This window comes from Acinetobacter sp. QJM3NY_42, from assembly GCF_056173745.1.
Map to the genome: position 1 here is coordinate 1,556,244 of NZ_CM149689.1, position 12,117 is coordinate 1,568,360.

Annotated in this window: 13 protein-coding genes; 5 read left to right on the plus strand and 8 right to left on the minus strand. The window is 34.1% G+C overall.

Annotation, left to right across the window (positions count from 1 at the left end; all coding sequences use genetic code 11):
• Positions 1–54 precede the first annotated feature (54 nt).
• Together AC0VYT_RS07300 and AC0VYT_RS07305 are read left to right on the plus strand one after the other, a co-directional pair.
• Positions 55–1,152, plus strand: coding sequence for an alpha/beta fold hydrolase (locus tag AC0VYT_RS07300; RefSeq protein WP_005404514.1), 1,098 nt, complete (start codon positions 55–57; stop codon positions 1,150–1,152).
• Positions 1,149–2,021 carry an NAD(P)-dependent oxidoreductase gene (locus AC0VYT_RS07305; RefSeq protein ID WP_005020127.1) on the plus strand — a complete coding sequence of 291 codons (873 nt, stop codon included), beginning with the start codon at positions 1,149–1,151 and terminating at the stop codon, positions 2,019–2,021. The genes AC0VYT_RS07300 and AC0VYT_RS07305 overlap by 4 nt, the downstream gene beginning before the upstream one ends.
• Before the next feature lie 262 nt (positions 2,022–2,283).
• On the opposite strand, the gene arsB is transcribed toward AC0VYT_RS07305, so the two are convergent.
• Positions 2,284–3,273: an ACR3 family arsenite efflux transporter gene (gene arsB, locus AC0VYT_RS07310; protein ID WP_005406322.1), complete on the minus strand. Its 990-nt coding sequence runs from the start codon at positions 3,271–3,273 to the stop codon at positions 2,284–2,286.
• 61 nt (positions 3,274–3,334) lie between these two features.
• The gene (locus tag AC0VYT_RS07315) at positions 3,335–3,649 is read right to left on the minus strand and encodes a metalloregulator ArsR/SmtB family transcription factor (protein ID WP_005020124.1); all 315 of its coding nucleotides are present in this window, start codon (positions 3,647–3,649) and stop codon (positions 3,335–3,337) included.
• Between the two features lie 85 nt (positions 3,650–3,734).
• Here AC0VYT_RS07315 and arsC point away from each other — a divergent pair, with 85 nt between their 5' ends.
• Positions 3,735–4,163 (plus strand): arsenate reductase (glutaredoxin), encoded by a 429-nt coding sequence (gene arsC, locus AC0VYT_RS07320; RefSeq protein WP_005020122.1) that lies wholly within the window; start codon positions 3,735–3,737, stop codon positions 4,161–4,163.
• A 1,128-nt stretch (positions 4,164–5,291) separates the two neighbouring features.
• Here the strand turns inward: arsC and AC0VYT_RS07325 are convergent.
• Together AC0VYT_RS07325 and AC0VYT_RS07330 are read right to left on the minus strand one after the other, a co-directional pair.
• Positions 5,292–5,519, minus strand: coding sequence for a DUF2171 domain-containing protein (locus AC0VYT_RS07325; protein WP_005020120.1), 228 nt, complete (start codon positions 5,517–5,519; stop codon positions 5,292–5,294).
• Positions 5,520–6,752: 1,233 nt separating this feature from the next.
• On the minus strand, positions 6,753–7,076 hold the full coding sequence (locus AC0VYT_RS07330) for a GrlR family regulatory protein (protein WP_005020117.1): 324 nt from the start codon (positions 7,074–7,076) through the stop codon (positions 6,753–6,755).
• A gap of 286 nt (positions 7,077–7,362) precedes the next feature.
• On the opposite strand from AC0VYT_RS07330, the gene AC0VYT_RS07335 reads away from it, so the two are divergent.
• Positions 7,363–7,509: a hypothetical protein gene (locus AC0VYT_RS07335; protein ID WP_005020116.1), complete on the plus strand. Its 147-nt coding sequence runs from the start codon at positions 7,363–7,365 to the stop codon at positions 7,507–7,509.
• A gap of 142 nt (positions 7,510–7,651) precedes the next feature.
• On the opposite strand, the gene AC0VYT_RS07340 is transcribed toward AC0VYT_RS07335, so the two are convergent.
• The 3 genes from AC0VYT_RS07340 to AC0VYT_RS07350 form a co-directional block, all read right to left on the minus strand.
• Positions 7,652–8,050 carry a hypothetical protein gene (locus AC0VYT_RS07340; protein ID WP_005020114.1) on the minus strand — a complete coding sequence of 133 codons (399 nt, stop codon included), beginning with the start codon at positions 8,048–8,050 and terminating at the stop codon, positions 7,652–7,654.
• 286 nt (positions 8,051–8,336) lie between these two features.
• Positions 8,337–8,750 carry a hypothetical protein gene (locus AC0VYT_RS07345; protein WP_005020112.1) on the minus strand — a complete coding sequence of 138 codons (414 nt, stop codon included), beginning with the start codon at positions 8,748–8,750 and terminating at the stop codon, positions 8,337–8,339.
• A 669-nt stretch (positions 8,751–9,419) separates the two neighbouring features.
• Positions 9,420–9,806, minus strand: a complete 387-nt coding sequence (locus AC0VYT_RS07350) for a hypothetical protein (protein ID WP_005020109.1) — start codon at positions 9,804–9,806, stop codon at positions 9,420–9,422.
• A gap of 706 nt (positions 9,807–10,512) precedes the next feature.
• Between AC0VYT_RS07350 and AC0VYT_RS07355 the strand changes: the two genes are divergently transcribed.
• On the plus strand, positions 10,513–10,722 hold the full coding sequence (locus AC0VYT_RS07355) for a cold-shock protein (protein WP_005020108.1): 210 nt from the start codon (positions 10,513–10,515) through the stop codon (positions 10,720–10,722).
• A gap of 55 nt (positions 10,723–10,777) precedes the next feature.
• On the opposite strand, the gene AC0VYT_RS07360 is transcribed toward AC0VYT_RS07355, so the two are convergent.
• Entirely contained in the window at positions 10,778–11,716 is a 939-nt protein-coding gene (locus AC0VYT_RS07360; protein ID WP_005020107.1) for an LpxL/LpxP family acyltransferase, read from the minus strand.
• Positions 11,717–12,117 lie beyond the last annotated feature (401 nt).

Here is a 12,117-nt window from a genome sequence, read left to right on the forward strand (position 1 = left end):
AATTATCGCTTAGTCTTCATACAAATCTTTTGAAATGAGAAATGAATGCCAAAAATGTTTACCTTAAAAGCCAGAATTCGACAGCAGAAGACCAGATTTTTTCATCTTTCACGCCGTGTACTTAACCCCGAGTCATTGGTTCTTTCCCAATCCACACCCTTTCAGGTAATCAGCAAGTATCATGGTAGCCAGCTGCGTTATTATGCTGCCGCTCATAAACGCTACAAGGAGCCATTAGTTTTTGTAGCACCGCTGGCAGTCGATATGGCGATTTATGATCTATATCCTTACCGTTCTTTAGTACAGCATTTTCAGCTGCAAGGTTTTGATGTTTATCTGGTTGATTGGGGAACCTTCACATTTCAGGACCGATATCGCGATTTTCTATTTTTTATTGATGATTGCTTGCCGCACTATATTAAAACTGTCTGTGAACATTCGCAAAGTGAAAAAATTTCCCTGCATGGCTGGAGTATGGGGGGTATTTTTGCTTTACTCTACAGTGCCTTGGCGAAACAGAGTCATGTTAAAAATCTGATTATTTTAGGTAGTCCAATTGACAGTTACGCTTCGGGTCGGATTGGCAAGCTATTTAAAACAGTAAATCAGTTACTTACCAGACATGCAAAAATCAGGCACAGTATTGAAAATATTCCTGAAGGGCTGATCCATACACCAGGTTTTATTAATGCCTTGGGGTTTAAAATAATTGATCCAGCAGGCTGGTTAAACAGCTGTATTCAGTTATTTAAATATATAGACAATGAAAAATTTCTGCGAGAACACACTACGGTGCAGACATTTTTAAATCATATGAATGATTATCCTGGCGCAATCAATAAAGATATGATTTTTAAAGTCTGGCTTAAAAATCCACTGAAAACAGGAAGTATTGATTTAAAAGATCGGTTAATTGACTTAAAAAATATTGAATGCTCATTACTATTAGGTGCCGGCACCACAGATCAGATTGTGACAGAAGCAGCTATTCAACCCCTTAGCCAATTGACAAATAGTGCAGATGTTTCGTTTACTGCTATTCCTGGAGGGCACATCGGTTTAATGTCAAGCCAGGCAAGTGCCAATGAATTCTGGCCAAAATTGACCGAATGGCTGGTACAACGCTCATCAAGAATAAAGGATACATTATGATTCAAACTGTGGCATTTATTGGTCTTGGAGCAATGGGCTACCGCATGGCTGCACATCTACCCAAACATTTTGATACTGTTTATGTCTGGAATCGCAGCTTTGAAAAGGCTGAACAGCATGCAACTGAGTACGGTACACAGGCAATAGATCTACATCAGGCGGTACAGGCAGATATTATCTTTTCCTGTTTACCTACCAGCCAGGATGTGAAGCAGCTTATTGACTCATTAAATATTAAAGCTGGCGCTATATGGATAGACTGTACAAGTGGTGTTCCTGCAGCAGCAAAAGAGCTGGCAATGAGTTTAAAACAAAAGGACATCGAATTTTTAGATGCGCCTGTCAGTGGTCAAACTATTGGTGCCGAAAATGCCACTTTAACCATAATGGTTGGAGGCGATGCTGCAGTATTTGATCGTGCCCTGCCAGCTATGCAGACCTTTGGCAAGCTGATTAAACATGTAGGTGACTCAGGGGCTGGGTTTGCTGTGAAAGCAGTGAATAATATGTTACTTGCAGTGAACTTATGGTCAGTAGCTGAAGGTTTTACGACTTTAAAAGCCCATGGTGTCAATCTGAATCAGGCCCTTGAATGTATTAATGCCTCAAGTGGTAAAAGTGGCGTCACTGAAACGGCACTGCCCGCACGAATATTAAACCGTAGTTTCCCGTTAACCTTTGCTTTACCTTTGCTTGCAAAGGATACAGGAATAGCACTAGATCTGGTTAATGAAGCAAAGTTACCTGCCCCACTTCTTGCGCTCACACAAAGTCTGATTCAGGCAGCAAATCTGACAGCAGAGCCCGATAGTGATTTTTCCGCTGCTGTAAAAATGTATGAAGCCTGGACCAAGATTATTTTAGAATAATTTTATTTTCCTAAAGCAAAGCTTCATAAAAATGATATAACTTTTGGTGTAAATAAGGCATAACTTATAAATATAACGTGATAAAAAGCCCCTTTTTCGGGGCTTTTTATTGTCTTTAATTTTTGTTCATCTTTAAAAATTTTTTAGATTTATATATTTAATGGTTCTTCATTATTTTCCACAACTCGAGAATAATACTTTGTATCTCACAGTAATCCTTACTTAATTAATATCAAGTAAAGCTAATTTCAGATTAAGAAATTCAGAAAAACTGTTTTTCTTTAAAGCAGGTTTTCTTCAGCCATAGTGAAACACTCACCAGTATAATGAGCACTGGTACTTCAACCAGAGGACCAATTACGGTAGTAAACGCCACGGGTGACGCCAAGCCGAAAGTTGCAATTGCAACAGCTAATGCTAATTCGAAGTTATTTCCCGCAGCTGTAAAAGAAATGGCTGTGGTTTTTGGATAATCATTTCCCATCCATTTGCTCATAAAGAAGCTGATAAAGAACATCAATATAAAATAAATGATCAGAGGAATTGCAATCCGCAAAACATCCAGCGGCAAGCTCACCACATCATTTCCTTTCAAACTAAACATTGCCACAATTGTGAACAATAGAGCCAGTAAACTCATTGGGCTGATCTTTGGCAAAAAGATATTTCGATACCAAGCTAAACCTTTGGCCCGAACCAGAAGAAAGCGAGTCATAAAACCAAGAAAAAATGGAATACCTAAATACACGAGTACCGCATGTGTGATAGTCCAAAAATCAACATTGATCACTTGCCCCGCAACACCAAAATACGGTGGCAAAAAAGTCAAAAACAACCAGGCATAAGTACTGAAGAATAGGATTTGAAAAATGCTATTAAATGCGACTAAGGCTGCAACGTATTGATTATCGCCACAAGCTAGTCCATTCCACACCAAAACCATTGCAATACATCGTGCCAGACCAATCAGAATCAATCCTGTCATATATTCAGGATAGTGAGGTAAAAAGATAACCGCTAAAGCAAACATTAAAACTGGTGCAATAACCCAGTTCTGAACTAGAGATAAAATTAGCGTTTTCTTGTCTTTAAATACCTCTGGCAAAGCTGCATAATCGACTTTGGCTAAAGGTGGATACATCATCAGAATTAAACCAATAGCTATTGGAATATTGATTGAATCTATACTTAACTTATCTAAGTTCACAGAGACTTGCGGAAAAAACACTCCTATAGCTATGCCTAGCGCCATAGCAATAAAAATCCAAAGTGTAAGATTACGATCCAGAAATGATATTTTAGCAGGCACAATATTACTCTTCACAATAGTCCGGAATATTTGAAGTTAAGGGATTAAGTATCGGGTTTAATGCTATTATTTTTAAAATATCATGTGCCCAAGTTGGTAAATCAGGGTTCAGGCGATAATATACCCACTGCCCTTTACGCTGATCCAGTAGCATTCCCAAGTTTCTAAGCAGGGCTAAATGACGAGAGATTTTTGGCTGACTTAATTTTAATTGTGCCGTAAATTCACATACACATACATTTTCTCTGTTCATAACTAATTTTAAAATATTTAAACGTGTTGAATCAGCAAGGCATTTAAAAAAATCTGTCTGTTCCATCTTTTGAAATCTCAAATATTTACTATTGCGAATATACGTATATCCATATATAAAGGCAAACAATACTAAAGAGATCGAGTAACCTATGTCTCAATCCATCAAAATTTATCATAATCCGGAATGTGGAACTTCTAGAAATACATTAGCCCTAATCCGTAATACAGGGCAAGAGCCTGTAATTATTGAGTACTTGAAGACTCCACCTTTAAAAGCAGAGTTAATTCAATTAATCAAGAATTCCGGACTAACTGTACGTGAAGCCATACGCAAGAATGTAGCACCCTACAAAAAGCTAGACTTAGACAAATTACATTGGACAGATGAGCAATTAATCACCTTGATGCTTGAATATCCGATTTTAATTAACCGGCCCTTTGTCGTCACAGAACTTGGAACCAAACTATGTAGGCCTTCAGAAATAGTGCTAGATATACTGTCCGCACCTCAACGTAAGGCATTTAGTAAAGAAGATGGTGAATTAATAATTGATCAAAATGGCAAAAGAGTGAGATAAAATTCAAGTTCAATATAATAAACCAAAGTGAATACTTAATTTTTCACCAGGGACTCTTCAGAGGAAAGTGTTATTGAGCAAATTCCACTTTCTCAAGAATAATTTTGTCATCAGGTCCCACTTTTACAAAAGTAAAATTCTTGCCTGTGCTCATTTTATCAGGATAAAAAGAGGCTTTTGCGATTCTTTTTATATCATCGTTTTTGCCGAAAAAATTATTCCGGGTATTGTATGTCCAGTAGAAAAAACAGCTCATACCTATAAATAAAGTTATTAAAATCCTTATGTGCATCCGAATGAGCCTTATATAGTAGTAATTCGCAGTGACTTTATTAAGTAATCTGCCTTTATACTTATACGTTAAAAATATAAAGAGTAAAAGAAATTTATATCACTGATATATAAATAATTCTTTTTTATAATTTCTATTTCCTTTATCGGTTTTTAAATAATATTTCCCTTTATTCTTAACTTTAGTGCCGGATTATAAATACATATTTATCAGTTATAGCCCATATACCTATAAAGATCAGTAATTTTTCTGGTGATATAATATTCACATACATCACTATAAGAATGACTTTCGATATTTATTAATAAATACTTAGGTTCTGCTTTCCTAGCTTTTTCATTTCTTTTTGCAGTTTGCTTGTAGTTCCAAAGCTACTGAAAACCAGATTATCTTTATCTTTTAAAAAAGATATGAACAAAACAACTGTTAGATAGAGGTAGCTTTACAAGATACCATAATAGTTAATATACCTTCCGGGCCAAAGCTGGTCAGTGATTAAAATTCAAGATTTCGAGTAGAAGTGATTTAGCTTATATCAATATTTTTGCGCCGGGCAATAAATCCAAAGAATCAGAAGCTATACTTATAAGTAATACAGTAAACTGCCAGCAAATGGTCAATACAGATTTACCAGATAGGAAATACCGCACGTCAAAGTAGAAAAGTAGAAAAGTAGAAAAGTAGAAAAGTAGAAAAGTAGAAAAGTAGAAAAGTAGAAAAGTAGAAAAGTAGAAAAGTAGATTTCGGGCTGGATCTACAAATTTTGAATAAATAAATTTAAAAAAACATAGTATTGCCTATGCAATACTATGTTTGACTTACTAAGAATCAACCCTTTACTGAAGAGTCTTCCACTGCTGGTGAACCTCTTCAGCATTCTTATTGAGATGAACTTCACCATTTTCTGCTTTGGCAACCCAGCTTAACGGGATGACATGGTGCTCATTATTTTCGTCATCACTACGAGTCAATTTAATTGAATCTTGGCCTTCTAAATGATCTACCTTTCCAACTTGAGTTCCACAAGAAGCTATTACTACGTCATGTTCATTAATATTTTGCATTGTTAAGCCTTATTATTTAATTCAAGGGAAAAACCACTATAGCAACTTGCCAAATTTGAAGTGTAAATTAATAATGTTTGTATGTTGATCAAATATAGTAGATTTTTAAATTAGGTAATTTAGGGGGACAAAAGCTACAGACTATGAGATATGGGGTCTGGTTTAAATAGATTATGGACCTAAATATCAGTTTTAAAATTTGTGTTGATCGGCTACGTTAGGTCTCCTTATCGTTTTTAAACACTACTTTTTACCGCTAATCTTTTTTTATGATCAATTCTGGCAAATTTAAAACTCTTGAAAGCATTCCTTTTACGTGGATAAAAAGAAGCAATAGCAGCACTATCCAAATTTTTATGATGGGTAAATGCAGGAGTAGTATGAGAATACAAGCAAAAGAATAATACACTCGATACTATAGAGGTCGTTACCAAAAATCTCATGTACACTAAAGAATACTCAAATATTTAGAAAATTTTAGGAAAGTATAGTGAGCTTATACATTAATAAACTTACTATCAAAAGATTTTTTGGCTTGAAGACTACCTTTGTAGCTTTTAAAGGCTGCATAATTAAGGGTTATAAACTGAAGAAGATTAAGCTTGAATTATCTGCAACGTAACTCTTCCAGACATGATGAAAAAATATATGATTGCTCAGCCGGTCCGAAAGCTTGCTGTATAGGGCAAACTTCATTATTAGACTCAGACATGACATATAGTAATAATATGTCCTTCTCAATGGATGATTACCTTAATAAATCTGTTTTCTACTTTCTGATCACCTTCCATCATGAAGTACATATAGTCTCTATTCTTCTGTGTTTTGTTTGCCAGGCAAGTATATATTTGGAAAAACTGACTGTTAGTAGTTAGTTATCATGTTATGAAGACTATAGAAGAAACCTCATCAGTTATAAACTGCAAAGACTGTAAGACTAGACTATGACTAATTGCTTTCTATATCAATAAAGATAAAGAAGTAGTCCAATAAATAGTTTAAGTACTTATTTAATTAATATTTTCAGTTTTAGAAGATTGAGTGAAAAGAAGATTCAACAGAGTTATTAAACGATTTAAAAGTCGCATTAATCCAAAAACATGTATTAACAACACGTTATCGATATAAAAATGATGAGCAAGAAATTATGCTATAGAGTTGCCTTTGATAAGAACAAGATCGTTATATAATTTAAAAGATAATAGAAGAAAACAAAAATAGGTTTTTAAATAATCAGATTACAAGTTCACCAATAAATTTGGCGTCGGCTTCTATAGTAATATTTTGGTTATCTTCAACATGGCCTTTCAGCGAGAAACCAAATCCTGACTCTTGAAAAGTTAGGTTAATTCTGTAATTAGATTCTTGATCAAAGATAGATAGCGCCGACTTCCTGTGCTTATGGACAGTTAGCTTGACAAGATTATCTTTGATGTGGCCTGAATATGTATGGTTAGAATCTCCACCATTAATCTTATTATTGTTTATAACGACAGTACCCTCTCCAAAGCCATGGCCACTATTTCTAAATACAACATAAAATATTCCATCCTTCATAAAGAAATCCTATCAATAAAAATACGCAAATTAAAAATCCCAATTATGTCATCATATCTTAACAATATAGTGATAAATATCTCATTATTCAATTGTATATTAGTATAATAAAGCACCACAAATTTCAATTAGTCTATTCTCAAAGTAAAAAGTCTTTAAGTAATTAGCCAATCAGAAATTTTGTAGTAAAAGACACATAGCTCACACATCACTCTCACAACTATCTTAGTGTAAGTAGACATAAAAGAGCATGATGACTTTCCTTCACATAATAAAGAAGATTGAAATGTCTAATTTTAAAGATTTTTCCGAAAAAGCTGCAAAAGACAATGAGTCAGCCGAGCCTACTCCAGAGATCTCTACACAAACTCCCGATGAAGTAAAGCAAGATGAAAAGTCTCCTACCCCTCATGAACCACAAAATAAAAGTTAAGTGATATCCTAAAAGCTGAATAATACTTCTAAACTTTATTGGGACCTGTTACTAAACAAGGTCCCATTTTTATTAACTTAATAAGCTCTAATGAAAATTTTGTATTATTTTTAGAACTACGAAATTGAATTACAAGTATTGCTTAAGTGGTCTGATTAAATTCTTTAGACCGTAAGTAAGCAGAGATAGCTTCACCATTATTTTCAAGCTTGGGGCTCAGAGGCGAAACTTTTGGGATCTCAACAATAACTTTATCGGTTATTGTCGCAAATACAGTGGCTAGCCATAGTACAAACTCATCTTTTACATTACGGCTTGGCATCAGGCTCATATCAATCATTTTACCTTTGTTCTTATTTATCTCCTTACATAGCTCATCAAAGTTATTAAAATTGTATTTAAATCCAATTCCACTATCTTTAATTTCCTTTTTAATTTCTATTAAAAGAATATCAATATCCTTATAGCTGTCGCCTTGAAATCCATTTTTTTTATAGACTCGGTCATAAACCGTTTCTGCTATTTGAATACATTCCTTCATTCTTATACCTTTTAATGGCGCTTGGAGTATCATTTATATTGAATCTAAATCAAGAAAGGTATAATCAAATTGTTTATTTTTTTAATTTTTTTGGAAAATAAGCCTTATGACAAGGAATGAGCTCAAAAAATTAAAAAAAGCTCACCATTTGGAAAGCTTCTTAAAATCGTATTGTGTTTTCGACCTACGCCGGAATCATTACTCAGGGAACCACTATTTACCTGATCAAGGACAGGAGGGACTTTTAACGGAAATAAAAAATGAGACTTTAGCAGAAAATAGTTGGTTATAGGTCGAACCAATATGTACCTAAAAATACACAACCTATCAGCAAGAACCAACTCATATAACTCCAGACAGAATGTTTTCTTCTAACTGTATTGTCACCAGAGATTCTAAGTTTTGGATAATTTAAGGTCATCGGGTTATGAATCTGGTTTCTGAACTCTTCAGCAGAAACTGCACTCTCTTCTATAAGATATTCATAAAAGCGATTTGCCTGCGATTTTTCCATATTCCGGACAAATTTATGTATATCTTGATCAAGTTCTGTCTGGGCTCGATGGAGTGGAATGGACTTTTCTTGAACCAGATATCCCGCAAAATCAGATTTAGCATAGATTAGTTGTTTTACTTCATTGCGTGAGACAGGTAAATGAATTTTTACGCCAAAGAGCTCACCAAAAAAGCTTTGTTGCATACCACACTCTCATTATTTAGATGGGCCATATGATACCCTTTTATGACTAATGAAAATCAAAGAATCCGAAAACTTATTGTAAACACTAACTTACTAATCTGTTTTAAGGTCAGAAGTTCTTATAAAATAAAGATTAATTTTCTATACGCATATACATTAAATTGTACTATTCTCATTTAAAGTAAGTGAGGCTAGACATTTATAAAATTTTAATGAACTGAATTTTCTAAAATTCTATAAGTCTATTGATTCTTGGCTTAGCTTACAGGAGTACAAATATGCACCCTACCTTTATTTTACTCTATCTCTTTAAAAAGAATGTATGAACACTCATGGTTAATAATAGTGAGGTCCTTCAAGATCTTTGTTATCGTCTTTATACAGAGACATTGAGCACACACCATTCCAGAGCAAATAGTGCTACGGATAAGTTAAATTTTCTGGCTGAAGCTCTAAAATTATTTTCTGAAATTGAAGTGGTGAAATGCTCTATTATGATAAAGACAGTAACTGTTATCTTTAAATTTAATTCACGGCGATATACGTTTTGGAGTGTAGAAATGCCAGAGATAGATGATAAAAATGCGTTTGTTAAGTACCTATCTCATCATTTGAAAGATATGTATAGTGATTGCAAATAATATTGATTAATTAGCTCGCTTATTTTTGCTAGATTCGAAGATAGGTTGTTGTAGTTTCGCTATTATCTAAAACTAGAGATTTTGGTTCTAAGGTAGGCTTCTCTTGAAATGAATCCATCACAATTTTATCGGTCAAGCTTTCAAATATTACTGCTAACCATAGTATAAATTCATCTTTTTGATGTCGACTAGGGATAAGACTTAAATCAAGTGTTTTACCATTGTGTTTTTCAATTTGCTCAATAAGTTCCTTTAAACTATTAAATTCATACTTACATTTGATATCTGTATTTCTGATTTCCCTTTTAAACTCTATTAGGAAAAGGCTCATGTCTTTAGAGTTATTACCTAAGAAACCATTTCTATTTTCAATCTTTCTATAAATTTCTTCAGCTATACGTAAACATGTATCCATCTTTTTTGCTTCTATATATTTAAAAGACTTAGTATGAGCTGTTTAATCAACTTCATTGAGGTAAATATGTAATGATAAGACCCAATAGCAGTTTTATAAAGCGTAATTCTTTCCTGTATTTGTAATCCCATCTCATGTACACAAAACAGAATATAGCTCAAACCATGTAATGCTCACTTCCTATAATAAAACTTTATTTATGGCATTTTACGTCACTCATCTTATTCATATCTTCGATTGTTTCTGAGTCTTGGACTTGAACGTTACACAACTTGCTTGCCCAGATCATCCTCAATACAGATATTTATGCTATACCTTAATATCAGAGAAAAGCCCCATACCTGAAATTCATAGACTTAGGCCTTAGCATTTATAGTTGTCATACCAAGGGAGGTGATAAGTTTCCACATATCATTTTCATTATTTAAATCTGATATAAAAATTAACTTCTTAAGAAGTAGCTGTTAATTAACACTATTTATCAAAAAAATAAATATATAATATAAAAAACTTGAATATTAATTATTTTCATGTATTATTGCCTTAACTAGAAAAAAGTCTTGTCCGGTAAATCTTCTTAAGTATCGCAGTTTTAGTCATAATTCTTCGTTTTTTTCAGATTTTAAGTTCCATTCTTTATTATTTTCAAAGTTATACTCAGTCATTAAAAACGACTAAAAATTATTAAAATTCAATAGGATTTATTATGTCTAATACTATCAATGGTACAGTAAAGTGGTTTAACGAAGCTAAAGGATTCGGTTTTATTCAACAAGAATCTGGATCAGATGTTTTTGCTCACTTTAGTGAAATTGCCAGCTCTGGTTTTAAAACTTTATTCGAAGGTCAGCAGGTATCTTTCAGTGTTGCTCAAGGTCAAAAAGGCCCTAATGCTGTAAATATTGTTGCTCTATAACACATAGCAAGTAATTAAAAAAAGCACCCTAGAGTGCTTTTTTTATTGTTTGAGATTATTTACTTCCATAAATCTTATCATAGCCATCAGGACGGGTTTTGAAGCGCCGGTGAAACCACATATATTGTGTAGGCGCCATACGTATCTGACGTTCTAATATTTTGTTTACTCTAGTGGCATCAGTAATTTCATCCTTACCCGGAAAGTCCTCAAGCTGTGGCTCCAGCAAAATATGATATTGAGGATTTCTAATATCTCCTGTTCTGTAAAAGTACAGAGGGATAGCTAAGGTATTTGATATTTGCATTATACGCCTATGGGCAGTTACTGTGGCGGCTTGAACTCCAAAGAAAGGGGCCATTACGCCCTGCTTGAGGCCAAAGTCCTGATCAGGACTATACCAGACTGCCCGGCCCTGTTTTAACTCCTTGATTAAACCTCGCATATCATTTTTTGAAATCTGGTTGTTGTATACCTTTGCTCTGCCCCGATAAATCAGCATCTCTAATAAAGGATTATTTTGAGGTCGATATACAACATCCAGTTCAAAGAACAAGCTGCACATATATCCCCCTGCATCTAATAAAGTAGTGTGAGAGCTTAAAAGCAGAATACCCTGACCCTTTGCATTTTCTATATATTCAAGTCCCTGAATGTATACACGAGATTTAAACCATTTGGGGGCGTACCAAGCATTTAATGCCTCAAACAGGCCAATCAAGGCATTAAAAAATACTTCTTTTGCAGCCAGCTCGACTTCATCTGGACTCTTTTCAGGAAAACAGATCTCCAGATTCAGGATAGTCGTTTGCCGACGGCTAGATAAAAACCTCCATGCAGGATTAGTAAGCAGTCTAGCTATCCTCCATTGAATGCACCAGGGCAAGACAGCTAAAAAGGAAAATATAAAAACTATTAACCAAATTGCCCAATACTTGGGAAGAAGGAAGGACCACTGAAAATCAGCCGGATTATGTGACGTTTTTATATTCATGCAAATATATTATTAAAGCTGAACCATATGATACCTGTTCAACAGGTTAACAGTAGACCTATCCCGTGCATGATTAGTAAAGTTTTATAGGTCAAAGCTCCCTAAGGCATAAACATAATAGCCCTCTTCAACCTAACATATAGCTACTTGTTTAAGACCTTACCGAACAATGGTTGTCTTTATTACATTCGTCCTGTATTGATGGGTACTCTTATAATTATTAGTGATAATATCAGTCTTAATGAATAAATTATCTTGGATATTAATTTTAGCAATTTTGGCGGTTTTAATAGCGGTTTTTACCTGTACAAGGCAATGGAAGAAGATCCTGATTATCTATTTAAATTATTCGAATAACTATATAAATAAACTTTTTCAAACCTAGATCAAAAGATTCAGAC